The 23904-nt window shown below is 65.0% G+C and carries 20 protein-coding genes, 1 tRNA gene and 4 pseudogenes; 8 read left to right on the top strand and 17 right to left on the bottom strand.

From position 1 onward, the window contains the following. Positions 1-45 precede the first annotated feature (45 nt). Positions 46-956, top strand: a pseudogene (gene lpxC, locus EKK97_RS14795) (UDP-3-O-acyl-N-acetylglucosamine deacetylase). 80 nt (positions 957-1036) lie between these two features. Here lpxC and bioA read toward each other — a convergent pair. The 7 genes and pseudogenes from bioA to bioB all read right to left on the bottom strand — a co-directional run bounded on the left by bioA (position 1037) and on the right by bioB (position 7120). Further along, positions 1037-2303: pseudogene (gene bioA, locus EKK97_RS14790) on the bottom strand (adenosylmethionine--8-amino-7-oxononanoate transaminase). A gap of 192 nt (positions 2304-2495) precedes the next feature. After that, positions 2496-2580: transfer RNA gene (locus tag EKK97_RS14785), tRNA-Leu, on the bottom strand. A gap of 44 nt (positions 2581-2624) precedes the next feature. Beyond that, complete coding sequence (gene bioD, locus EKK97_RS14780) at positions 2625-3326, bottom strand: dethiobiotin synthase (protein ID WP_159553016.1); 702 nt, start codon at positions 3324-3326, stop codon at positions 2625-2627. Next, positions 3323-4129 (bottom strand): methyltransferase domain-containing protein, encoded by an 807-nt coding sequence (locus tag EKK97_RS14775; RefSeq protein WP_159553014.1) that lies wholly within the window; start codon positions 4127-4129, stop codon positions 3323-3325. The genes bioD and EKK97_RS14775 overlap by 4 nt, the downstream gene beginning before the upstream one ends. After that, entirely contained in the window at positions 4126-4860 is a 735-nt protein-coding gene (locus tag EKK97_RS14770; RefSeq protein ID WP_234286883.1) for an alpha/beta fold hydrolase, read from the bottom strand. Before EKK97_RS14770 ends, EKK97_RS14775 begins: the two co-directional genes overlap by 4 nt. Beyond that, positions 4857-6011, bottom strand: coding sequence for an 8-amino-7-oxononanoate synthase (gene bioF / locus EKK97_RS14765; RefSeq protein ID WP_159553010.1), 1155 nt, complete (start codon positions 6009-6011; stop codon positions 4857-4859). Before bioF ends, EKK97_RS14770 begins: the two co-directional genes overlap by 4 nt. 5 nt (positions 6012-6016) lie before the next feature. Continuing rightward, on the bottom strand, positions 6017-7120 hold the full coding sequence (bioB, locus tag EKK97_RS14760; protein WP_159553008.1) for a biotin synthase BioB: 1104 nt from the start codon (positions 7118-7120) through the stop codon (positions 6017-6019). 253 nt (positions 7121-7373) lie between these two features. Between bioB and EKK97_RS14755 the strand changes: the two genes are divergently transcribed. Then, positions 7374-8108, top strand: a complete 735-nt coding sequence (locus EKK97_RS14755) for a ComF family protein (RefSeq protein ID WP_159553006.1) — start codon at positions 7374-7376, stop codon at positions 8106-8108. A gap of 53 nt (positions 8109-8161) precedes the next feature. Beyond that, positions 8162-9148, top strand: coding sequence for a serine/threonine protein kinase (locus EKK97_RS14750; protein ID WP_201296897.1), 987 nt, complete (start codon positions 8162-8164; stop codon positions 9146-9148). A 36-nt stretch (positions 9149-9184) separates the two neighbouring features. Here EKK97_RS14750 and EKK97_RS14745 read toward each other — a convergent pair whose 3' ends face one another. Further along, on the bottom strand, positions 9185-9760 hold the full coding sequence (locus tag EKK97_RS14745) for a hypothetical protein (protein WP_159553004.1): 576 nt from the start codon (positions 9758-9760) through the stop codon (positions 9185-9187). Between the two features lie 277 nt (positions 9761-10037). Between EKK97_RS14745 and folE the strand changes: the two genes are divergently transcribed. From folE to EKK97_RS14725, 4 genes are all read left to right on the top strand, one after another. Next, positions 10038-10595: a GTP cyclohydrolase I FolE gene (gene folE / locus EKK97_RS14740; protein WP_159553002.1), complete on the top strand. Its 558-nt coding sequence runs from the start codon at positions 10038-10040 to the stop codon at positions 10593-10595. Positions 10596-10660: 65 nt separating this feature from the next. Then, the gene (gene folX, locus EKK97_RS14735) at positions 10661-11071 is read left to right on the top strand and encodes a dihydroneopterin triphosphate 2'-epimerase (protein WP_159553000.1); all 411 of its coding nucleotides are present in this window, start codon (positions 10661-10663) and stop codon (positions 11069-11071) included. 85 nt (positions 11072-11156) lie between these two features. After that, complete coding sequence (locus EKK97_RS14730; protein WP_159552998.1) at positions 11157-11474, top strand: DUF4190 domain-containing protein; 318 nt, start codon at positions 11157-11159, stop codon at positions 11472-11474. A 65-nt stretch (positions 11475-11539) separates the two neighbouring features. Further along, a complete protein-coding gene (locus EKK97_RS14725; RefSeq protein ID WP_159552996.1) occupies positions 11540-12997 on the top strand; it encodes an NAD-dependent succinate-semialdehyde dehydrogenase in 1458 nt (485 codons plus the stop codon). Between the two features lie 116 nt (positions 12998-13113). Here the strand turns inward: EKK97_RS14725 and purH are convergent, their stop codons facing one another. The 9 genes and pseudogenes from purH to ppa form a co-directional block, all read right to left on the bottom strand. Continuing rightward, positions 13114-14694 (bottom strand): bifunctional phosphoribosylaminoimidazolecarboxamide formyltransferase/IMP cyclohydrolase, encoded by a 1581-nt coding sequence (purH, locus tag EKK97_RS14720; protein WP_159552994.1) that lies wholly within the window; start codon positions 14692-14694, stop codon positions 13114-13116. A gap of 73 nt (positions 14695-14767) precedes the next feature. Then, entirely contained in the window at positions 14768-15106 is a 339-nt protein-coding gene (gene fis / locus EKK97_RS14715; RefSeq protein ID WP_159552991.1) for a DNA-binding transcriptional regulator Fis, read from the bottom strand. Further along, positions 15103-16146, bottom strand: coding sequence for a tRNA dihydrouridine synthase DusB (gene dusB / locus EKK97_RS14710; RefSeq protein ID WP_159552989.1), 1044 nt, complete (start codon positions 16144-16146; stop codon positions 15103-15105). The genes fis and dusB overlap by 4 nt, the downstream gene beginning before the upstream one ends. An 86-nt stretch (positions 16147-16232) precedes the next feature. Further along, positions 16233-17145 (bottom strand): annotated as a pseudogene (gene prmA, locus EKK97_RS14705) (50S ribosomal protein L11 methyltransferase). A gap of 78 nt (positions 17146-17223) precedes the next feature. Then, positions 17224-18563 (bottom strand): annotated as a pseudogene (gene accC / locus EKK97_RS14700) (acetyl-CoA carboxylase biotin carboxylase subunit). 27 nt (positions 18564-18590) lie between these two features. Beyond that, positions 18591-19052: an acetyl-CoA carboxylase biotin carboxyl carrier protein gene (accB, locus tag EKK97_RS14695; RefSeq protein WP_159552987.1), complete on the bottom strand. Its 462-nt coding sequence runs from the start codon at positions 19050-19052 to the stop codon at positions 18591-18593. A gap of 210 nt (positions 19053-19262) precedes the next feature. After that, a complete protein-coding gene (dsbD, locus tag EKK97_RS14690) occupies positions 19263-20651 on the bottom strand; it encodes a protein-disulfide reductase DsbD (protein WP_422672682.1) in 1389 nt (462 codons plus the stop codon). Continuing rightward, positions 20570-21103, bottom strand: a complete 534-nt coding sequence (locus EKK97_RS26145; protein WP_422672680.1) for a protein-disulfide reductase DsbD domain-containing protein — start codon at positions 21101-21103, stop codon at positions 20570-20572. Before EKK97_RS26145 ends, dsbD begins: the two co-directional genes overlap by 82 nt. A 230-nt stretch (positions 21104-21333) precedes the next feature. Next, positions 21334-21864, bottom strand: a complete 531-nt coding sequence (ppa, locus tag EKK97_RS14685) for an inorganic diphosphatase (protein ID WP_159552985.1) — start codon at positions 21862-21864, stop codon at positions 21334-21336. A 330-nt stretch (positions 21865-22194) separates the two neighbouring features. Between ppa and EKK97_RS14680 the strand changes: the two genes are divergently transcribed. Then, positions 22195-23850 carry a protein kinase domain-containing protein gene (locus EKK97_RS14680; protein WP_422673572.1) on the top strand — a complete coding sequence of 552 codons (1656 nt, stop codon included), beginning with the start codon at positions 22195-22197 and terminating at the stop codon, positions 23848-23850. Positions 23851-23904 lie beyond the last annotated feature (54 nt).

Raw genomic sequence — 23904 nt, 5'->3', positions numbered from 1 at the left:
ATAGTGAACGGTGTTTGATAACATACAACGGCCTGGCTACTGCCCATGATCAGACAACGCACCCTGCAAAATACCATCCGCGCCACCGGCGTCGGTCTTCATTCCGGGAAGAAGGTCTACCTGACCTTGCGCCCGGCCCGGTGAACACTGGTATCGTGTTCGTGCGTACGGACCTGGAGCCTGAAGTCCAGCTTCCGGCCAGTGCCTCCTTGGTCACCGACACGACACTGTGCACCGCGCTTTCCCGCGGCGACGTCAAGGTGGCGACCGTGGAGCACCTCATGTCGGCATTGGCTGGGCTGGGAATCGATAACGCCTATATCGATCTCAGCGCTCCCGAAGTGCCGATCATGGATGGCAGCGCCGGACCGTTCGTGTTCCTGATCCAGTCGGCTGGTATCGCCGAGCAGGAGGCGCCCAAGAAGTTCATCCGCATCAAGCGTGAAGTGGTAGTGAAAGATGATGGCAAGGAGGCTCGCTTCCTGCCGCATCAGGGCTTCAAGGTGACGTTCGCCATCGAGTTCGACCATCCGGTCTTCGAAGAGCAGAAGCAGACCGCCGTGGTGGATTTCTCCACGACCTCCTTCGTCAAGGAGGTTTCGCGGGCGAGAACCTTCGGCTTCATGCGCGATCTCGAATACCTGCGCGCCAACAACCTGGCGCTGGGCGGTAGCCTCGACAATGCCATCGTGGTCGACGAGTATCGCATCGTCAACGAAGGTGGGTTGCGCTATGAGGACGAGTTCGTCAAGCACAAGGTGCTCGATGCCATCGGCGATCTCTACCTGCTGGGACATAGCCTGATCGGCGAGTTCCGCGGCGTGAAGTCAGGCCATGCGCTGAACAACCAACTGTGCCGGGCGCTGCTGGCCCAGCCCGATGCCTACGAGATCGTCACCTTCGAGAACGAGCGCGAGCTGGCGCCGATCTCCTACGCTCAGCCCGCCATGGCCTGACGCAGCGAGCTGCGCAACAGCCTCATGACGACAGCGCCGCCTTCGGGCGGCGCTGTCGCGTTCGGCCCGGCAAGCGCCTCTTATTTCAGGAACCAGCCCTTCATCGTGTGCGTGATGAGACGCATGTCCGCCTCGGGCGTGATGTAGGCCGGCATGGTGTAGAGCCAGCGCCCGAAGGGGCGCAGCCAGACGCCACGGCCACGGGCGAATGCCGCGGCGCCCTCGAGGTATGCGGCATCCGTCACTTCGATTACCGCAGTGGCCCCAGCACGCGAACGTCCGCAACCTGTGGGAGATGCCGCAGCGCTTCGTCATCCAGCAGCTCTTCACACAGCACGCGGTTGAGAGCGACGATCTTGTCCAGGTAGTTCTCTTCCTCGAACACGGCGAGGCTCTCCAGCGCCACGCGACAGGCCAGCGGGTTGCCCATGAAGGTGGGGCCATGCATGAAGGCGTGCAGGGGTGACTCGCCAATGAAGGCATCGTGCACGCGGTCGGTGGCCAGCGTCGCGGCATGGCCTAGGTAGCCGCCTGTCAGTCCCTTGGAGAGCACCATGATGTCCGGCGTGACAGCGGCGTGGTCGGCGGCGAACAGCCTGCCGGTACGGCCGAATCCGGTGGCGACTTCATCGAATACCAGCAGCACGTCGTATTCGTCGCAGAGTTCCCGCGCGCCCTTCAGATAGAGCGGTGAGGTCATGTTGAGGCCGCCGGCGGCTTGCAGCAGCGGCTCCATCAGCAGCGCGGCGATTTCATGATGGTGCCGTTCCAGTACGGCGCGCAGGGCGTCGAGGTCGCGCGCTACCGCGTCGGGTTCGGCATCATAGGCAGCCTTGGGCGCCGGGGCGAAGTGGTGGCGCGGCAGATAGCCCGAAAACAGGCTGTGCATGCCCTCCTCGGGATCGCATACCGCCATGCAGCCGCTGGTATCCCCATGGTAGGCCTTCATTAGCGACAGCATGCGATGCTTCTCTGGCTTGCCGCGCAGATGGTGGTACTGCACCGCCATCTTCATGGCGACTTCCATGCCCACCGAGCCGCTGTCGGAGAAGAAAACGTGGTTGAGCCCCGTTGGCGTGATCCTGACCAGTTCCCGGGCCAGGCGTTCGGCGGGCTCATGGATGAGGCCTCCCAGCATCACGTGGCACAGGGCGTCGGCCTGTTCCTTGATGGCGTTTACCAGGCGCGGATGGGCATAACCATGGATCATGCACCACCAGGAGCAGGTGGCATCGAGCAGCGTCTCGCCGCTCTCCAAGGTAAAACGGGGTCCTTCGCCGCCAACGACCTTGGGGCGGCTTGCTGGGTGAGCAGGTGGGCATAGGGATGCCAGACGGGAGATGTCATCGTGCCTCCGAAGCGGGCGAGGGGATGAGTTCGAGCGAGGAGGAGTGTAAGGATATTCCGTCTTGTACGTGTGAAGGACGCACGAAAGCACGGCGGCAGCGCAGCGCTGTCGCAAACGGGAACGCAGGAAACCGTAGAAAAGGGGGAAACCGTGGCGAAGACGTCACGAAACTCGGCAGGCGCGAGCCATGATGGTGCGGATGGGGAGACTTGAACTCCCACGCCCGAAGGCACCAGAACCTAAATCTGGCGTGTCTACCAATTCCACCACATCCGCAGGGCTGGGCAGGCGTCCACATTGTACGGACCCTCGGTCGCAAGTCAATCGCCTTCGGGTAGCTCGAGATGAGCCACGGCGGCTTCCGGGCGTCTGGCCGGCGCCACCCGGCTCAGGCGTGGCACTACCCCCAGGCATGGTGCATCGAGGGTGTGCTGCAGGGTGGCGAGGTTGTCGGCATAGAGCGAGGCGTCACGGGCGAAGTCGGCAGCCAGCAGGTTGCCGACCCAGCCAGCCAGCTTCGCCCCATCCGCGCGTATGGCCTCGGCCGTCAGGCGGGCATGATTGAGGCAGCCGAGCCTGAGACCGACCACGAGGATCACCGGCAGGTCGAGATGAGTGGCCAGCCCTGAGAGATCCTCGCTGTCGTTGAGCGGTACGCGCCAACCCCCGGCACCCTCCACCAGGATGAGGTCACGCGGCTCTTCCAGCAGCGGAGCGACATGTTCGCCAAGCTGGGCGAGGCTGATGTTCGTCCCCGCCTGGCGAGTCGCCAGGTGCGGGGCGATGGCCGGCTCGAAGGCAAAGGGGTTGACCGTCTCGTAGGCCAGTGCCGGTACGCTACGCGCCATCAGGGCGAGGGCATCGTCGTTGCGCAGGCCGGCGCCGGTACGCCGGCAGCCCGAGGCGATGGGTTTGAGCCCCAGGGTGCTCAGGCCGCGCGAGCGGGCCAGTGCCAATAGTCCGGCGGTCACCAGGGTCTTGCCGGCATCGGTGTCGGTGCCGGTGATGAAATAACGCGTCATGCTTCCGCTTCCTTGTCGAGAATGAGGGTCAGGCGCCGATAGCTGACCGGCAGTCCAGCTGGCTCGCGCAGTGCTTCGAAGCACCGCTGGGCCCGGGCCAGGTCGGAGCGGGTCAGACGCGTGGCGGGGCGTGGGGTCTGGGCACCGACCCCCTTGATCGAATCCATGACCGCTGCCAAGTCGGGATAGAAGAAGCGCTCGGTGACCTCGTGGCAGTGAACGTGGGCGAAGCCGGCCAGGTGTGCACAGGCCAGGTGTCGATCTCGCGAGCGAAAGTCGAGCAGGGCCTGGGGCGACGACCAGGCTTGGGCGACCTCGCTCAGTGTGCCGGGACCCAGAGTGTTGATCACCGCACGGCCGCCGGGACGCAGCACCCGATGAAGTTCCGTCATCACGCTATCGAGATCCGGGCACCACTGAATGGCCAGGTTGGAGAACACCAGATCCAACTGGCCGTCGGCCAGGGGCAGGGCGGCAGCGTCCGCACACAGCCAGTCGACATTGGCGGGTGTCTCGTGGCGAGCGGCCTCGAGCATGCCCGGGGCCAGGTCGAGACCGAACACGCGGCACTCCGAGCCGAACCGTGTTGCCAAACGCCGGCTCCAGTGGCCGGGGCCGCAGCCCAGATCGAGTACGCGGCTCGCCCGTGGAGGGAGCAGGGGCCAGAGTGACTCGCCCATCTGCTGCTGCGCCTTGGCCAGGCGGGTGTAGCGTTCCGACGAGCGCGAGAAGGCGCGTGCCACATGCCGGCGCCAGGCACTGGCTTCGCAGGGGGCGGTGGCGTATTGCAGAGCCCTCGTCATACGACGACCTCGCCGTCGTCCGGTAGAAGAGCGCTATCGTGCAACAGCATCAGGAGATGACTTGCCAGAGCGTCCGGGCGCGTCAACATCGGGCAGTGGCCGTTGTCGGCGAGGAGCAGGTCGGCCTCCAATTGGGCTGTCTTTCCCACCAATCTGTCCCGCTCGCCGACGAGGCGGTGGATCGGGCAGGGCGGCGTCCTGAGCTGTCTGGAGAGATCGAGCTGCGCCAGTTGGTCGAGGCCCAGGGCCAGCGTCTCGCTCGAAGCGCTGGGATGTCGACCCAGCAAGCCGAGCAGGCGGCGATGTGCCGAGCGCGGAGAAGGTTCCCCCTGCAACTGCCAGCGAAGGAAATGCTGCCAGGTGGCATGGGGCTCACGCTCGAAGGCACGGCGAAAGGTAGCCAGCTCCGCTGACGTTACGCCGTCTTCGCTGCAGAAGCGATATCCGGCCCCCACCAGTATCAGGGCGCGAGGTGTCGGCAGGTGCTCCAGCAATGCGCCGGCGAGCAGGCCGCCGAGCGACCAACCGACCCAGACAGCATCGCTCGGCAGTTCATGGCGCATTGCGCTTGCCAGCTCGGGCAGGGTTGTCGGTGCCGCTTCGCCGGCGCGGTTGCCATAGCCCGGCCAGTCGGGAGTGTTCACCTCGATGCCCGGCGGCCAATAAGGTGCTAGCGGCTGCCAGACCCTGGCATCGATCCCCCAACCGGAGAGCAATACGAGCTTGGTCACCCCGCTTCCTCCCCCTGTAGGCGTGAGAGATTCTCCAGCAGCCGGTCCAGCGCCTCCCGACCGTGCTTCGCGCAAAGGGTTATGCGTAGCCGGGCTTCGCCGCATGGCACGGTAGGTGGGCGAATGGCGCCGACCGCCAGGCCTGCCTCATGCAGCTCGACGGCCCAGCGCATGACCCGCCCGGTGTCGGCCAGCATGAGCGGCTGGATGGGCGTGAACGAATCGGCCAGCGGTAGCCCGAGCAGGGCTGCCTCATGGCGGAAGTAGTCGATGGCGTCACGTAGGCGCTCGCGACGCTCGGGTTCGCTGGCCAGTATGTCGAGCGCTGCGAGGGTGGCGGCGGCCACGCCGGGCGGCTGGGCGGTGGTGTAGACGTAGGGGCGGGCGAACTGGATCAGATGCTCGATCAGCGCCTCGCTGCCGGCAACGAAGGCGCCTCCGGTACCCAGTGCCTTGCCCAGGGTTCCCACCAGTATCGGGACGCGCTCGACGTCATGGGCGCGGCCAACGCAGCCGTCGCCGTGAGCGCCGAGTACTCCCAGGCCATGGGCATCGTCGATCATCAGCCAGGCGCCGTGCCGGGCGCTGAGGTCCGCCAGTGCGCTGATATTGGCGACGTCACCGTCCATGCTGAACACGCCATCGCTGACCACGAGCTTGGCTGCCTCGGCTGGTGTCCGGGCGAGCAGGCGCTCGAGATCGTCGTGGTCACGGTGATGAAAGCGCCGCGAACGGGCTCCCGACAGCTTGGCGCCGTCGAGCAACGAGGCGTGGTTGAGACGGTCCTGAAAGACGTGGGTGGCTTCGTCGCACAGAGCCTGCAGCGTTCCCAGGTTGGCCATGTAGCCGGTGGAGAAGAGCAGCGCACGGGGGCGTCCGACGAGTTCGGCCAGGCGCCGCTCGAGGACGTCATGCACTTCCAGATGCCCATTGACCAGATGCGAAGCCGCTGCCCCGGTACCGAAGCGGCGCGCCCCTTTCGCCTGGGCCTCGGCCAGTCGAGGGTCATTGGCCAGGCCGAGGTAGTCGTTGCCGGCGAAGTCGACCAGATCGGTGCCGCGCGTGCGTCGTTCGCGCCACAGGCCTTGGCCACGGCGCTCGGCCGCGGCCTCGGCGAGGCGCTGGGGCCACGCGGTCGAAAGCGTCGACATCAGCATCAGGCCTGGGTCGCGTCGTAGGCCAGCGCCGCGCTGAGGGCTTGCTGCGACTGGTGCGCCACGGCAGTCTCGAGAGCGGCCTGCTGCGCATCGTCGCCATGACAGGTGCTGCGCCGCTCAGGATGCAGACCGAGCTTGGCGAACAGGGCCTTGTCACGCGCGGCCTGGGGGTTGCCGGTAGTCAACAGCTTGTCGCCATAGAAGATGGAGTTGGCCCCGGCGAGGAAGGCCAGCGCCTGGGTCGACTCGTCCATCTGCTCGCGACCTGCGGAGAGGCGCACGTGGCTTGCCGGCATCAATATGCGTGCCACGGCGATGGCGCGTATGAATTCGATGGGGTCGAGATCTTCCACATCCTCCAGAGGCGTGCCGGGCACCTTGACCAGCATGTTGATCGGCACCGACTCGGGATGCGGATCGAGCCTGGCCAACTGCTGCAGCAGGGCGGCGCGATCGCGGGGTGCCTCGCCCATGCCGAGAATGCCGCCCGAGCAGACCTTCATGCCCGCCTCGCGCACGTTGGCCAGGGTCTCCAGGCGATCGGCATAGGTGCGGGTGGTGATGATCTCACCATAGTATTCCGGCGAGGTGTCGAGATTGTGGTTGTAATAATCGAGGCCGGCCTCGGCCAGGCGGCTTGCCTGGTCTGTGTCGACCATGCCCAGCGTCATGCAGGTCTCGAGACCCAATGCCTTGACCTGGCGCACCATCTCCATCACCACGGTCAGGTCTTTCTCGCGCGGGCTGCGCCAGGCAGCACCCATGCAGAAGCGACTGGCGCCGGCTTCCTGAGCGGCCTTGGCCTGGGCGACCACCTTCTCGATCTCGAGCAACTTCTCCTTGTCCAGCCCGGTCGTGTAGTGGCCCGACTGTGGACAGTACTTGCAGTCTTCCGGGCAGGCGCCGGTCTTGATCGACAGCAGCGTGGAAACCTGCACGGCATTGGCATCGAAGTGGGCCCGGTGCACCTGCTGGGCTCGGAATAGCAAATCGTTGAAGGGTAGCGCGAGCAGCGCCTCGATTTCGGCCAGCGACCAGTCGTGACGAATCGGCGCTTGATGGAAGGCTGGTGCGTTCGGGCCAGCCTGCGAGGCATCGGTCATGGTAGGCTCGTCTCGGTCAACTTGGGGGTGTTTCTGGGTTGACTGTGAGCGTACGTGAAATCGACTTTCTGTCAACCAGGAAGTGCTGGGGGGTTGACTGTGGCGTTGGCGGCCAGAGCGACCATAGCGGGTAGAATGTCGGTTTCGTCCCTGAAGCTGTACGGCGTAAGTTGCGAGGCGTAAGTTGCGAGGCAACGTTACATGGAACAGAAGCGGGCACGCCCCAAGGGGCGTGCATGACATTCCTGGGCGCATGCGACTAGGTGGCTGGCTGAGTTCGCTCTGGCATGGCCTCGACGCCACGCTACGCCAGGCGTTGCCGGGGCGCTGTGGCTTCTGCCTGGCGCCGGCCGAGCGGGATCGCTCCTGGTGCGAGGCCTGCTTCGAGTCGCTGCCGTGGAACCTGCCGGCTTGTCCCAACTGCGCCGAACCGCAGCCACCGGGGTCGCTGGCGGGCAAGCGCTGCGGCCACTGTCTGACCCGGCCGCCGCTGTTCATTCGTTCGCGAGTGCCGCTGCGCTACGAGGACGAAGTGGCCAGGTTGATGCAGCGCTTCAAGTTTCATGCCTCGCCGCGTGCCGGCAACGTACTGCTCGAGCTGTTCGAACTCGGCCTGTCGCCTGAGGCGCTGGCCTGGCCCGAGGCGCTGATACCGGTGCCGCTCCATCCCCGGCGGGCCCGGGAGCGCGGCTTCGATCAGGCCGACTGGCTGGCCCGACGCCTGGCAACGCGTCACGGCCTGGTGTTGGCGCGTGCGCAGCGGCGCCAGCATACCCGCTCGCAGCGCGGTCTTGATCGTGCCGAGCGTTACCATAACCTGCGCGGGGGCTTCGTGGTCAAGGGAACGCTGCCGTCCCGCGTGGCGCTGCTCGATGATGTCATGACCACTGGGGCTACGCTGGATGCTCTGGCACAAGCCTGCCTGGCAGCCGGAGCTCGAGAGGTCGAGGCCTGGGCAGTAGCGCGTACGCCGCTGGCGGGCGGGTGATCCCCTCATCCGCGTTTGGCTGTTACCATGACAACCCACAGTCGATTTAGAGCATGCAGAGCGTGACACATCCTTTCGCCACCCTTGCCCCTGCCCGTGTCGTGGCGGCCATCGAGTCGCTCGGCTTCTGGTTGCCCGGGGAGCCGTTCGCGCTGAACAGCTACGAGAACCGCGTCTTTTTGCTGTATGACGATGAAGGACAGCGCTGGGTGGCCAAGTTCTATCGACCCGAGCGTTGGAGTGACGAGCAGATCCAGGAGGAGCACGACTTCCTCGCTGAGCTGCGCGGGGAAGGCGTGGCCGTGGCGGTGCCCTGGCGCGACGAGGCCGGGCGTAGCCTGCATCACGTGGAGGGGTTTCGGCTGGCGCTGTTTCCCCACTTGCCGGGGCAGGCGCCGGAGCTGGAGAACCCCGCTCACCTGTTCGCCCTGGGCGAGCTGATTGGTGCCGTGCATGCGGTAGGGGAGCGCGGCGAGTTCCGGCATCGCATCAGGCTCGACCTGGATGACATGGTGCGCGAGGCGCAGGCACGCGTGCTGGCTGCGCCCTGGCTGGAACGGCGCCAGCGCCAGGCTTATGAACGCATCTCGGATGCGCTGCATGATGAACTCGCGGCATACGCCTGGTCACCCAGGCAGACGATCCGGACCCAGGGAGATTGCCATATCGGCAACCTGCTGGGGCGTGACGACAACTTCGCCCTGGTGGATTTTGATGACTGCCTGATGGCGCCTGCCGTGCAGGATGTGTGGATGTTTCTCACCGCCGAGCACGAAGCCGAGTGGCAGATGCAGCTGTCGGAAGTGTTGGAGGGCTACGAGCAGCATCGGGAGTTCGATCGTCGCGAACTGGGCTTGATCGAGCCCCTGCGTACGTTGCGCCTCATGCGCCACAGCGCCTGGCTGGTATCGCGCTGGGACGATCCGGCCTTTCCCTTGGCGTTTCCCTGGGTCACCGACACCGGCTACTGGGACCGACACCTCCGGGAGCTGGAACAGCAGCGCATGGTACTGGGGCGGGGGCCGCGCTGGCTGGCCTGAGCCGGACGCCCGCAGGGGCGCCCGGCGAAGGAGGGCTCAGTCCGTATCGGGGTCGGAGTCGGGATCGGGGCGCTCGGCTGGGATCGGGTTGGCGACGCCAGCCCCTTCGGCTTGGCGGCGTTGCTCGTTGATGCGGGCGGAGGGGTTGTCCTGCTCCTCGATCTCCAGCCGGCTGGCCAGTCGGAGCTGGAACAGATGGTCGCTGGGCAGTACACAGCGATCGGCATCGCACACGGCTAGCCCGTAGCTGCCATCCGCTTCATAGGCGGCTGCGGAGATCTCGCCGCTGTAGATGTCGCTCTCGCCGCCGTTGGTCTCGATGCAGGTCAAGGCCTTGGTGGTGAGGCGCAGGCGGTCGCCTTCCTGGCGGGCATCGCCGACGACGACACAGTACTCAGGAAGCTCATGGGTGGCCTCGGCAAGCCCAATGGCGGGGCGAAGCAGGATGTCGTCGCGGCGCCCATCGTCGCCTTCCACCACGACATCATCGATCACCTGGGCGCCGATGACGGCGTCGCTGGGAAGGGCAAGGGTGTCGGCCGAGGCGTGCAGGGGCAGGAGAAGAAGGGCCAGTCCGCTGGCGGTCAGTATGGCGTCCGGAATCTTGATCATATCAGGCTCTCGAGAGGACCAGGCTGCGCATGATCGGCAGTCTTCGATGGCCAATATTTTACCATAGCCACCTGGGCGACACAGTGGCACGAATGTCGCAGCTAATTGCGACAGATTGCGACACAGCGCCTGCGAGGAACCTACCGTTACGGTAAAATGGCGACCAGGGAAGTAAGAAGTTGTACAGAATGACTATTATGTATACTTTTTGTATGAAAGAAAAGCGATGGCCGGGCCATCACGAGACCAATGGCAACAGTAGTCGCGGGGCCTGACCATGAACGAAGAACTTGCCAACCATTATCGTCAGATCATTCTCGAGCTGGGGGAGGACCCGAGCCGGGAGGGACTGCGCGATACGCCGAAGCGGGCCGCCAAGGCGATGCAGTTTCTCACTCGTGGCTATTCCCAGACCCTCGAGGAGATCATCAACGGCGCCGTATTCGAGAGTGAGACCGACGAGATGGTGCTGATCAAGGACATCGAGCTCTATTCGATGTGCGAGCACCATCTGCTGCCCTTCATTGGCAAGTGCCATATCGCCTATCTGCCCAACGGCAAGGTGCTGGGACTCTCCAAGTTTGCCCGCATCGTCGACATGTATGCCCGCCGCATGCAGATCCAGGAGAACCTGACGCGACAGATCGCGGAGGCGGTGCTGCAGGTTACCGGAGCCCGCGGCGTCGCGGTGGTGATCGAGGCGCGTCATTTGTGCATGATGATGCGCGGCGTCGAGAAGCAGAACTCCAGCATGACCTCCTCGGTGATGTTGGGTACCTTTCGCGACAACCAGCCGACACGCCAAGAATTTCTCACACTGGTCAGCGGCCGCTGACCAGGGGAGGGGGCGTACCTTCCTGTCCCCTTGCGACTGACGTTTCTCACCTTGGAGCCAACGCGATGCCGCTGCATGCCCTGGACGACCAGCATCTCGATCACGACCTGGCCACGATTCGCATCAAGAATCTGCGCCTGCGTACCTTCATCGGTATCAAGGACGATGAGATCAACAACCGCCAGGACGTGGTCATCAATGCAGTGTTCCGCTATCGAGCCGACAAGGCGGTGGAGTTCAACCACATCGAACAGGCGCTCAACTACCGTACGATCACCAAGGAGCTGATCGAGCTAGTGGAGGGTAATCGCTTCCTGCTTCTCGAGCGCATGACGCGAGAGGTTCTCGACCTGATCATGTCGCACGAGCAGGTTCTGATGGCACAGGTCGAGATCGACAAGCCGCACGCGCTTCGCTTCGCCGATTCGGTCTCTATTACTCTCTCGGCTAGTCGTGAACCGCGTCGCAACCGCTGAGCCGTCTGTACCCGGGGTTGGTGACAACGGCGCTTTACGCTTAGCATGAGGGGCTACTGCTGAATCGACAGAGAGAGACGATTCGTTGGAACGCAACAGCTCCTCACAGGATTCGCCGCGGCGACGCCATGCCCCCTGGGCCATGACCGCCATCGTCACCGCACTCATCGCCCTGCTGTTCCAGGGTAGCCTGCCGCCGCTGAACATCGCCGCCGCCATCTTCGCCGTGATGGGGCTGCGCCAGATTCGACGCCAGCCCGAGCGCTACATTGGCCGGGCACTGTGTTGGATTGCCATCGCACTGGTCCTGATTCTTGCCATACTGAACGCGATGCTTCAGCCGCCGGTACCGGGCGACGCTCCCGTCACCGTTCCCGAGCCGGGTGCCGTACAGGAACAGTGAGCAGATCAGGGCTCGGCAAGATTCACTACTTGGATACAGGCCCCGCTGAGGCCAGGAGAGACAACATGGAAGCCCTCAAGGAAACGCAGCTCTATTGTCCGTTCGCCTACATCGACGGTAGTTGGGTGGCCGCCGACAGCGGTGAGCAGATCGACGTGATCAATCCGGCGACCGGCGAGACCTTCGGTACCGTGCCACGCCTGGGGCGTGCCGAGACCGAACGCGCCATCGCCGCGGCCGACGCCGCCCTAGTCGGCTGGCGTGCGCTGACCGCCCAGGAGCGTGCCGACATCCTGATGAAGTGGCACGATCTGATGTTCGAGCACCAGGACGACCTGGCGATGATCATGACCCACGAACAGGGCAAGCCGCTCAAGGAAGCGGCCGGAGAGATCGCCTATGCAGCCAGCTTCATCCGCTGGTTCGCCGAAGAGGCTCGGCGCATCTACGGCGAGACCATTCCCGCCGCCAAGCCCAATCAGCGCATCGTGGTCACCAAGCAGCCGGTGGGTGTGGTCGGTGCCATCACTCCGTGGAACTTCCCGGCGGCCATGATCACGCGCAAGGCCGGCGCGGCATTGGCGGCAGGTTGTACCATCGTCATCAAGCCGGCCAGCCAGACGCCGTTCTCGGCTACGGCGCTGGCGCTGTTGGCCGAGCGCGCCGGCGTGCCGCGCGGCGTGTTCAACGTAGTACCCGGTCGTGCCGGTGAAATCGCTGCGGCACTCACTGAGTCGCCGCTGGTGCGCAAGATCACCTTCACCGGCTCCACCGAGGTGGGGCGCGAGCTGATGTCGCGTGCCTCGCAGCATATCCAGAAGATTTCGCTGGAGCTTGGCGGTAACGCCCCGTTCATCGTATTCGAGGATGCCGATCTCGATGCCGCGGTGGAGGGCGCCATGGCGGCCAAGTTCCGCAATGCCGGCCAGACCTGTATCTGCACCAACCGCTTCCTGGTGCAGTCGAGCGTGATCAACGCCTTCTGCGAGAAGCTGGCCGTGGCGATGAACAGCGAGCTTAAAGTGGGTGACGGTACCGAGCCGGACATCAACATCGGCCCGCTGATCGACGGTAACGCGGTGACCAAGGTCAGCGAGCACGTGCATGATGCTGTCGACAAGGGGGCCGAACTGTTGCTGGGCGGCCATCCTCATCCGCTGGGCGGCAATTTCTTCACCCCGACGCTGATCAGCTTCGCCAACGGCGACATGAAGGTGGCCCAGGAGGAAACCTTCGGGCCGCTGGCAGCGGTGTTCCCCTTCGAAGACGAGGAGGACGCCGTGCAGATGGCCAACGACACCCAGTACGGCCTGGCCTCCTACTTCTACTCCCGCGATCTGGGCCGGGTATGGCGCGTCGCCGACGCGCTGGAGTACGGCATGGTGGGCATCAACACTGGCCTGATCTCCAATACCGCGGCGCCGTTTGGCGGCGTCAAGGCCTCGGGGCTTGGTCGCGAGGGCGGTCACCAGGGCATCGAGGAGTTTCTGGAGACCAAGTACCTCTGCATCGACCTGGGCTGAACGCCATAAGTCAATAAGCCGTAAGACGCGAAAACCCCATCGGTCATGACCGATGGGGTTTACTTATTCGAGTGGCTTGAGAAAACGGCTGGCCGAGAACCAGCGTTTTCCTCGCCTTAGTGTCTGAAGTGGCGCATGCCGGTGAAGACCATGGCAATGCCCGCTTCGTTGGCGGCGTCGATCACTTCTTGGTCGCGCATGGAGCCGCCGGGCTGGATCACGGCGGTGATGCCGGCCGCCGCCGCGGCGTCGATGCCGTCACGGAAGGGGAAGAAGGCGTCCGAGGCCATCACCGAGCCGGGTACGGAAAGGCCTTCGTCGGCGGCCTTGATGCCGGCGATCTTGGCCGAGTAGACGCGGCTCATCTGGCCGGCGCCGACGCCGATGGTCTGACCGTCCTTGGCGTAGACGATGGCATTGGATTTGACGTACTTGGCCACCTTCCAGGCGAAGGCCAGGTCGCGCATCTCTTGCTCGCTGGGCACGCGCTCGCTGACCACGGTCAGCTCGTCGCGACCGACCATGCCGAGGTCGCGATCCTGCACCAGCAGGCCGCCGGTGACGCGCTTGAAGTCGTGGGCGTGTTCGCGCTCGCCAGGCCAGTTGTCGCCGACATCGAGCAGGCGTACGTTCTGCTTCTCGGCGACGATGGCAACGGCGGCTTCCTCGACCCCGGGGGCGATGATCACCTCGACGAACTGACGGTCGATGATGGCGCGGGCGGTGTCGGCATCCAGCGCCCGGTTGAAGGCGATGATGCCGCCGAAGGCGCTGGTGGGATCGGTGGCGAACGCCTTGTCGTAGGCCTCGCACAGGGTCGCGCCAACGGCGACGCCGCAGGGGTTGGCGTGCTTGACGATCACACAGGCGATATCGGTGAAACTCTTGACGCACTCGAAGGCGGCGTCGGTGTCGGCCACGTTGTTGAACGACAGCTCCTTGCCCTGCAGCTGGCGGGCAGTGGCGACGCTGGCTTCGCTGGCGTCGGCCTCGACATAGAACGCCGCGCTCTGGTGCGGGTTCTCGCCGTAGCGCATGGCCTGCTTCTTGACGAACTGCACGTTGTAGGTGCGTGGGAAGCCGTCCTCGCCGCCGGGAACCCGCTGGCCCAGGTAGTCGGCGATGGCGGCGTCGTAGCCGGCGGTGTGCTCGAATGCCTTGACCGCCAGGTCGAAGCGCGTGGCATCGCTTACCGCGCCGCCGTGTGAGGCGATCTCCTCGAGTACGCGATCATAGTCTCCGGCATCCACCACGATGGTGGTGTGAGCGTGGTTCTTGGCGCAGGCGCGCACCATGGTCGGGCCGCCGATGTCGATGTTCTCGATGGCGTCTTCCAGCGTGCAGTCCGGCTTGGCCACGGTCTGGGCGAAGGGATATAGGTTGACCACCACCATGTCGATGGGCGCGATGTCGTGTTCGGCCATCACCGCATCGTCCTGGCCACGGCGGCCGAGGATACCCCCGTGGATCTTCGGGTGCAGCGTCTTGACGCGACCGTCCATGATCTCGGGGAAGCCGGTGTGCTCGGATACCTCGGTAACGGCAATGCCGTTCTCCTGCAGCAGGCGGAAGGTGCCGCCGGTCGAAAGCAGCTCGACACCGCGTTCGCTCAGGCCGCGGGCGAAGTCGACGATGCCGGTCTTGTCGGAGACGCTGATCAGCGCGCGGCGTACCGGGGTGGGGGAGGCTTGGGCCATGGTGTGGTGCAACTCTCTGTCGGAAGTGGATGTAAGGGACCGGGGCCATTCAGCGGGGCGTTGCCCGGCGGTTTCAGATCAGGTCGTGCTGCTTGAGCTTCTTGCGCAGCGTACCGCGATTGAGGCCGAGCATCTCGGCGGCACGGGTTTGGTTGCCCTGGGTATGTTCGAGCACACTGGCCAGCAGCGGCGCCTCGACCTCGGCCATGACCATGGCGTAGAGGTCGGTGACGGTACCGCCATCGAGATGGTCGAAATAGCGTCGCATGGCGGCGTCCACGGCTTCGCGCAGCGGCTGCTCCGCCAACGTGGCCGATGCGAGAGAGGGGCTGTCCAGGTCCGTCAGGTCGGCGCAGGGGCCATCCTCCAGGCCAGGCAGATCGGCGTTGGGGTCAAAAGCTTCACGATTCATGCGGCACTGATTCCGTTCGTTGCCCGGTAGAGGTCGGCATCGCTCGCCGGGCGAAAGAGGTCGTCGATGAAGTCAAACTGTTCGTCGGGGTATTCCAAGGCGTTGAAAGCTGCCCTCAGGGCGCGCTGCCGGCCGGCATCGAAACGGCAGTCGGCTGCCAGGTACCAGCCGAGATGCTTGCGCGCGATGCGCACGCCCATGTAATCACCGTAAAAATCATGCAGGGCGACCAAGTGTCCCCGTAGCACGCTGGCTCGCTCATGCAGGTCGGGAGGTGGGCAGCGGTGCCCATGACGCAGGTAATGGTCGACCTCGCGGAAAATCCAGGGATTGCCCTGGGCGCCGCGACCGATCATCACCGCATCCGCACCAGTATAGTCCAGAACCCGGGCCGCCTTGCGTGGAGAGTCGATGTCGCCGTTGGCAAAGACCGGGATGCGTACGGCCTGCTTGATGGCGGCGATGGTGTCGTACTCGGCCTCACCCTGATAGCGCTGCTGACGGTGGCGACCGTGGACCGCCAAGGCTTGGATCCCGGCGGATTCCGCCAGGCGCGCCACACGCACGCCATTATTGCTTGCGGCGCACCAGCCGGTGCGGATCTTCAGCGTTACCGGGACATCGACTGCTGCCACCACGGCTTCGAGGATCTCGGCGACCAGCGCCTCATCTCGCAGCAGCGCCGATCCGGCGGCCTTGTTACACACCTTCTTGGCCGGACACCCCATGTTGATATCGATGATTTCGGCGCCCCGGTCGGCGTTGAGGCGTGCCGCCTCGGCCAGCATGGCGGCGTCACCGCCGGCGATCTGCACCGCGCGGGGCCCTGGCTCGCCGCGGTGATCCATGCGCTGGCGCGACTTTCGGGTATGCCACAGCGCCGGGTCCGAGGTGACCATCTCGCCCACTACCAGGCCTGCCCCCAGGCGGCGGCAGAGCTGGCGGAACGGACGGTCGGTCACACCTGCCATGGGGGCCAGGATGACCCGATTGGGGAGGCGATGGTGGCCGATCTGGGGCAGAGGGCGACTATCGGGCATGGATCAGATTGGATCAGAAAACTTGGGGCTGCATATCATACGCCCCCGGAAGGGCAGGGTGAAGGCGCTTCGAAGGTCGGCGGCGCTCATGCCGGCCGGCGTCCGCTGAGCCGAACCCAGCCTTCGCGCAGCTGCGGCTCGTCCATGGTCAAGCCCTGGTCGCGATAGGCATCGAGCACTTCCTCGGTCTGACCTTCGAGAATACCCGACAGGGCCAGCCGTCCCCCGGGGACACGTGGCCGGCAATCGTCGGCGCCAGCTCCACCAAAGGGCCGGCCAGGATATTGGCGATCACCAGGGGAAAGCGGCGTCCTGCGGCGAGCTGCTCGGGGTAACAAAGTGTCAGTTCATGCTCCGCAACGTCGTTGCGTATGGCATTGTCGCGGCTGGCCTGCAGCGCCTGTGGGTCGATGTCGGTGCCGGTGGCCATCGCCGCCCCAGCTTGAGCGCGGCGATGGCGAGAATACCGGAGCCGCAGCCCACGTCCAGTACCTCGAGGCCATCCAACTCGCTAGCGACTGCCAGCCCATCCAGCCACTCGAGGCACAGCGCCGTGGTGGGGTGGGTGCCGGTACCGAAGGCCAGACCGGGGTCCAGGTGCAGGTTGACGGCGTCGAGGTCGGGCGGCTCGTGCCAGCTGGGTACGATCCACAGCCGCTGGCCCATGCGCAGCGGTTTGAAGTCCTCCATCCACTCGCGCTCCCAGTCGCGATCGGCGAGCAGCTCATGTTCGATGACCGGGCAGGGCTCCTCGGGCATGGTCTCGGCCCAGGCCGCGGCGAGGCGCTCCAGCATGGCCTCGAGCCCTTCGAGGTCATCGTACAGGCCGGTCAGTACCGTTTCGTTCCACAGTGGCGTGGTGCCGCGCTCGGGTTCGAACACTGGGTCGTCGTGAGCGTCCTGCAGGGTAATGGCAGTGGCGCCTTCGGCTAGGAGCAGTTCCTCGAGCAGTTCGGCCTGCTCGGGGGCGATACGGGCCTTGAGTTGCAGCCAGGGCATGGCAGTCTCCGTGCGTAACGCAAGCAGGGTGGCCGTGGCCACCCTGCCGGGAGCGATGTTCGTCCCAGGACCGGGATCCTAGGAGGCGAGCTTCTTCTCCAGGTAGTGAATGTTGACCCCGCCCTGCTGGAAATGGCCGTCGCGGACTAGATCCTTGTGCAGGTCGGTGTTGGTCTTGATACCTTCGACCAGCAGTTCGTCGAGGCCGTTACGCATGCGTGTCAGCGCGATCTCGCGGCTGTCTCCCCAAGTGATCAGCTTGCCGATCAGTGAATCGTAGTGGGGGGCACGGTGTAGCCGGTGTAGACATGTGAATCCATACGCACGCCCAGTCCACCCGGCGGGTGGTAGAGCGTGACCTTGCCGGGAGAAGGCATGAAGGTGCGTGGATCCTCGGCGTTGATGCGGCATTCGAAGGCGTGGCCGTTGAGCTTGACGTCTTCCTGGCGGATCGACAGCGGCAAGCCCGAGGCGATGCGCAACTGCTCGCGCACGATGTCCACGCCGGTCACCATTTCGGTGACGGGGTGCTCCACCTGTACGCGGGTGTTCATCTCGATGAAGAAGAAGCGGCCGTCCTCGTAGAGAAACTCGAACGTGCCAGCGCCGCGATAGTCGATCTCGATGCAGGCCTGACGGCACGCTTCGAGCACCTCGGCGCGCGCCGCCGGATCGATGCCGGGGGCGGGGGCTTCCTCCAGCACCTTCTGGTGACGGCGCTGCAGCGAGCAGTCGCGGTCATAGAGGTGGATGGCATTGCCCTGACCGTCGGCCAGTACCTGGACCTCGACGTGGCGCGGGCGCTCGAGGAACTTCTCCATGTAGACCGTGCCGTCGCCGAAGGCCGCGTGGGCCTCGGTGCGGGTCACGTTGATCGCCGAGAGCAGGTGCCCCTCGGTGTGCACCACGCGCATGCCGCGGCCGCCACCACCGGCGGCAGCCTTGATGATCACCGGGTAGCCGATGCGCCGGGCGATGGCCATGTTCTCGCCTTCATCGTCGCCCAGCGGGCCGTCGGAGCCGGGAACGGTGGGTACGCCGGCCTTCTTCATGGCCTCGATGGCGCTGACCTTGTCGCCCATCAGGCGAATGGTCTCGGCGCGTGGCCCGATGAACACGAAGCCGGAACGCTCCACCTGCTCGGCGAAGTTGGCATTCTCGGAGAGAAAACCGTAGCCGGGATGGATGGCGCTGGAGTCAGTGACTTCCGCGGCGCTGATCAGCGCCGGAATGTTCAGATAGGATTGCGCCGAGGGGGCTGGGCCGATGCACACGGCCTCGTCGGCCAGGCGCACGTGCATCAGCTCGCGGTCGGCCTTGGAGTGTACCGCGACGGTCTTGATGCCCAGCTCCTTGCAGGCGCGCAGGATTCGCAGGGCGATCTCGCCGCGGTTGGCGATGAGAACCTTGTCCAGCATAGGGAGTCCGCCAGTGTCGGTGAAAGATCAGGAAATGACGAGCATCGGCTGGTCGAACTCGACCGGCTCGCCGTCCTCGACCAGGATCGCCTCGATGACGCCGTCACGGTCGGCTTCGATCTGGTTCATCATCTTCATGGCTTCGACGATGCACACGGTCTCGCCCTTCTTGACGCTCTGGCCCACTTCCACGAAGGGCTTCGATCCCGGCGCCGGGCTGCGGTAGAAGGTGCCGACCATCGGTGAGGTCAGGGGATGGCCCTGGTAGGCGGCGGGCGCTTCTTCAGCGGGCTCCGAGGAGGGAGCGGGCGCGGCCTGGCTTGGAGCCGAAGGCGCGGGGGCATACTGGGGCATCGGGGGCTGGGGCCAGCTCACGCCGTTGGGATGGCGGCTGATACGCACCGATTCTTCGCCTTCCTGAATCTCGATTTCGCTGATGTTGGATTCTTCCAGCAGCTCGATCAGCTTCTTGACCTTACGGATATCCATATTGAGTCTCGACCGGTGGATAAATGGCGGTGGGCCGGGGCGCTGTCAACCCGAGCCAACTTTCAATAGATCGCGGCAAGATGACGAACATTGCCGACGCTATCGGCCTCGATAGGCGTTGTTGGCGGAGTGTGCCTAAAATCAGGGGGGATGTCCAGCCGATTGGGAACGGTGTTCGGGGCGCACCGTCAACGCGCTCGGACGGCAGGCTCAGGAGTGCCCGCGTTCGAGCCAGGCGAGCAGGTCCTGCAGATGGCTGGCGAGCTGGCCGGCCCTGACTTCGCCCTGTATGCGTGCCTCGCGGATCTCGTCTTCCCCGCTGAAGAATAGCAGGCTGGGCGGACCGAAGAGGCCGAAGTGATCGAGCAACTCGCGCGTCGTGGCGTCGGCGCGGGTCACGTCGACATTGATGCGGGCGAACTGGGAGAGCGGCTCGGCGACGAGCGGGTCGGGATAGACCTGCCGCTCCAATTGCTTGCACGAGATGCACCAGTCCGCAGTGAAGTGCACGAAGGCGGGTTGGTCCTGTGCCGGGCCAGAGCGAAGGGCGCTGCGCAGGGCCTCGAGGTCCTCCACGGTGGTGACCTGAACGCTCTCTGCGTTGCTGTTGGCGGCATGGAAGGAGGCCAGCGGGCGCAGCGGGTCGCTGCCGCCCATGGCGGCGCCCAATACCAGGGCAATGCCCCAGGCCAGCAGCATCAGGCCAACGGCCTGGCGCACCCGAGGCCAACCATGGGCCAGGTTGAACGAGAGCGCGCCCAGGGCCAGGGCGCTGCCGATGGCCAGCGCCGCCCACAGCAGCAGGCTCACGGCAGGCGGCAGCAGGCGCTCGACCAGCCACACTGCCACGCCGAGCAGCAGGATGCCAAAGGCGACCTTGACGCCGTTCATCCAGGCACCGCTGCGCGGCAGAGCGGTGGCACCGAAGGTGCCGACCAAGAGCAGCGGTACGCCCATGCCCAGGCCCAGGGCCAGCAGGGCAGCGCCACCCATCAGGGCATCGCCGGTGGAGGAGATGAACACCAGGGCGCCGGCCAGAGGCGCCGACACGCAGGGTGAGACCACCAGTACCGACAGCGCGCCGGCGCCGGCGAGGCCCAGTGGCCCGCTGCGCTGGGCCCGCGCCTGCCAGGCGTCGATGCGGCTTGTCAGGCGTGGTGGCAGGCGCATGTCGAAAGTGCCGAACATGGCCAGGGCGAAGACGACGAAGAGCAGGGCAAAGACGATCAGCACGGGAGCGGATTGCAGATGCGCCTGCAGGTTGAGTCCTGCGCCGAACAGGCCCATCAGTACGCCGACCAAGGCGTAGGTCAACGACATGCCGCCGACGTAGCTGGCGGAGAGCGCGAAGGCACGTGGGCGGGACGGATTCTGACCGACGATGATCGAGGAGAGAATCGGCACCATCGGTAGCACGCAGGGCGTGAAGGTCAGGCCCAGTCCGGCGAGGAAGAACAGTCCCAGCGCCATCGGCAGGCTGGCTTCGCCGATCAGACGGCTGAAGCGGCCATCTTCGCTCAGTAGCGCGGGCGGCGCGGTGGCGGGAGTGGCATCGCCCGAGCCGCCGCCATCGCGCCAGCCGGCGAAAGCGGCAGGCATGGCGCTGGCGGGAGCCTGGAGCTCGACTCGTTCGGGGGATAGCACAGCCCGGCGTCGGCGCAGCCCTGGAAGCGCACGGTGATGTCCAGCGGCCCCTCGGCGACGCCTTGTAGCGGCGCCTCGAATACCACGCGTTCGTAGAAGACGTAGACGTCGCCAAGAAATTCGTCGCTCTTGAACTCACCTGGCGGGATGGAGGGTTCGCCGACCTGAAGCTTCTCGTCGCGGCTCTCGACGCCGAGCTGGTGACGATAGAGGTAGTAACCCTCGGCATTCTCGAAACCGATGTAGAGCGTCTCGCCGTCATGCCAGGCACTGGGCTGGAAGGCCTCCGTGACCGGCAGGAAATCGCCTTGGCTGTTATTGGCAGAGGAGAACCACTGGGCCTGGGCGGCCAGCGGCAGCCATAGCAGCAGGCAGCAGAGCAGGCGTATGAGATGGCGACGGGTCAACGCAGAGGTCCTTGTGGCAAACGAAGGCTGTCGGTAGCAGCACGCCTCGGGTGCGGCGGCGCTCCCGGTTGACTCGCAAGCGTAGCGCCGAGTTCCCGGGGTCAAGGCTACGAACGGTTCTAGAATACCTCAGTCGGCTACAGCGTTAGAACCTTACGGCTGCGTTCTGATGTCGCATGAAAACAGAACGGGCCACCCCTGGGCGGCCCGTTCTGAGAAGGCGGCCTGGCTTAGGCCTTTTCGTAGGCGGCCACGGCCTTTTCGATGGCCTTGCGGGCGGCATCGGCACCTTCCCAGGATTCCACCTTCACCCACTTGCCTTTCTCGAGATCCTTGTAGTTCTCGAAGAAATGCGCGATCTGCTGGCGCAGGAGTTCGGGCAGGTCGGTGACTTCCTGTACGTCGTCGTACAGCGTGGTCAGCTTGGCGTGGGGCACGCACACCAGCTTGGCGTCCTCGCCGGCCTCGTCGGTCATGTTGAGGATGCCGACCGGGCGGGCACGGATGATGCTGCCGGCCTGGACCGGGTAGGGCGTGACCACCAGGGCGTCGAGGGGGTCGCCGTCGTCGGCCAGGGTGTGGGGGATGAAGCCGTAGTTGGCCGGGTAGAACATCGGCGTGGCCATGAAGCGATCCACCAGCAGCGCGCCCATCTCCTTGTCGATCTCGTACTTGATCGGAGCATGGTTGGCGGGAATCTCGATCGCGACGTAGACGTCGTTGGGTAGGTCCTTGCCGGCAGGGATGTGGTCGAAGTTCATCGTCGCTTCCTTCGTTGGCGAAAAGTGGAGACACCGCAAAATGCGCAGAATTATACGGATCAGCCTTGGCGATTACCAATGCGACATAGGTGCGGGGTGGTTTGACCTGTGTTGGATTGGGCGTTGGTCGACAGAGCTTGGCTTTGGTTGACAGGTTGTGGCGACAACAACCGTGTATGATGGCCGACGTCATGAGATTCGGCCAGCCATGCGGAGCGAGCGGTGATCAGTGGCGATATCTTGAAGGAGCGCGTCTTGCCGTCCAATCGACTGTCCCTGAGCGTCGGGCAGGCCTTCGTGGCACCGGACCGGCGGAATCATCGCAGCTCCATGTCGGTGCGCATTCCTGACGAGGCGGGGCAGTTCGTTGCCAAGGGCGCCTGTGCGGTGATCAGCGATACCAGCTCGCGCAATGCCATTGCCAAGCAGGCCGGCGATCTCAGCGTCAGGGGATTTGTGGCCGACTACTTCTCCACGCCGGACCACTGGGACGTCAAGACTTCGGCTACTCGCGTGCTGCGAGCGCTCAATGGCTGGTGTTACAGCCAGAGTACCTTCGTCGAGGGCGGTAGCTATGTCGCCTCGCTTTCCGCGATGGTCTATCGCGGGCGCGACGCCCATCTGTTCCACATGGGCGATACCCTAGTATTCCGCCTGCGCGGAGCCGAATTCGAGCAGCTCTCGCGAGACCATATCACCGACCTGGGCGGCTACCGCTACCCGTCGCGTGCCCTGGGGCTGGATGGCAGCATCGACATCGATTACATGCAACTGCCGCTCAAGCAGGGCGATATCTTCCTTTTCACCACCCAGGCCGTACGCGGTACCCTGATGCCGTCCGATTACGTCGGACTGATTCGCCAGGACGCCAGCGACCTCGATGCCGCCTGCGAGCGGCTGGCCGCGGCGGCACGGGAGCGGGCCCAGGAGCGGGGCTACGGGGCCGACCAGTTCTGCTTCCAACTGGTGCGCATCGATCAGTTGCCGGAGGCAGAGCGCGACCATCCGAGCCGTATTTACGGCGATCTGCCGATCCCGCCCGAGCTGTCGCCCGGAGAGCGCATTGACGGTCTCGAGGTGCAAGAGGTGCTGTCGCGCACCGCGCAGTCGCGTGTCTACCGGGTGCGCGACACCCGTACCGAGCGCGAAATGGTGATGAAGGCGCCGAGCCCCGAACTCTCCAACCGCAACGCCTATCTGGAGCACTTCCTGCTCCAGCAGTGGGTAGTGGAGCGGGTCAAGTCGCCGTTCGTGGCCCGGGTGATGGAGTCGTCGCGGCCGCGCCGCTACCTCTACTACCTGATGGTCTACGTGGAGGGCATGACGCTGACCGAGTGGGCGCTGCGCCATCCCCAAGCCAGCCTGGCCCAGCGCCTCGACATCGCCATGCAGCTGGGCAAGGCCATCCAGGCGCTGCATCATCGCGATGTGCTGCATCAGCGCGTGCACCCCGACAACGTACTGATCGACACTCACGGCCAGGTGGTGTTGACCGACTTCAGCGCTTGCCACATGCGCGACCTGGACGGGCATCGTCGCTCTCGTGAGCTGGCCCGCCAGACCGGCCTGTCCGAACACAGTGCGCCGGAATATGCCCTGGACGACAACGTCGGCCGGCGCAGCGACCAGTACTCGCTGGCCTCGACGATATACTGGCTGCTGACCGGTGAGCTGCCCTATGAGCTGAGTCCCGACCGGCTGCGCAGTCATACCGATCTCGAGCAGCTCACCTATCGCAGCGCCCGGCTTTTCAATCCGGAAATCTCTCCACAGCTCGACGACACCCTGCGTCGTGCCCTGGATCCCCAGCGCTCGCTGCGCTTCCGGCGAATGTCCGAGCTGCTCTATGCACTGCGGCAGCAAGAGGGGCGGGGCAAGCCAAGGCGCCGCGACCCGCGCCGCTTCCTGAGCGAGCCGGCTAATTTCTGGCAGGGAGTGGCCGGTATCCTGCTGCTGTTGCTAGTGCTTTCCTGGCTGCTGCGTTGACGTCATAGCCGAAACGACGAAGCCCTCGTCAGAGCGAGGGCTTCGTTGCGAGGC

It is taken from the genome of Billgrantia tianxiuensis (assembly GCF_009834345.1).
Taxonomy (GTDB): domain Bacteria; phylum Pseudomonadota; class Gammaproteobacteria; order Pseudomonadales; family Halomonadaceae; genus Halomonas; species Halomonas tianxiuensis.
This window is presented reverse-complemented; position numbering and strand designations above follow the sequence as displayed.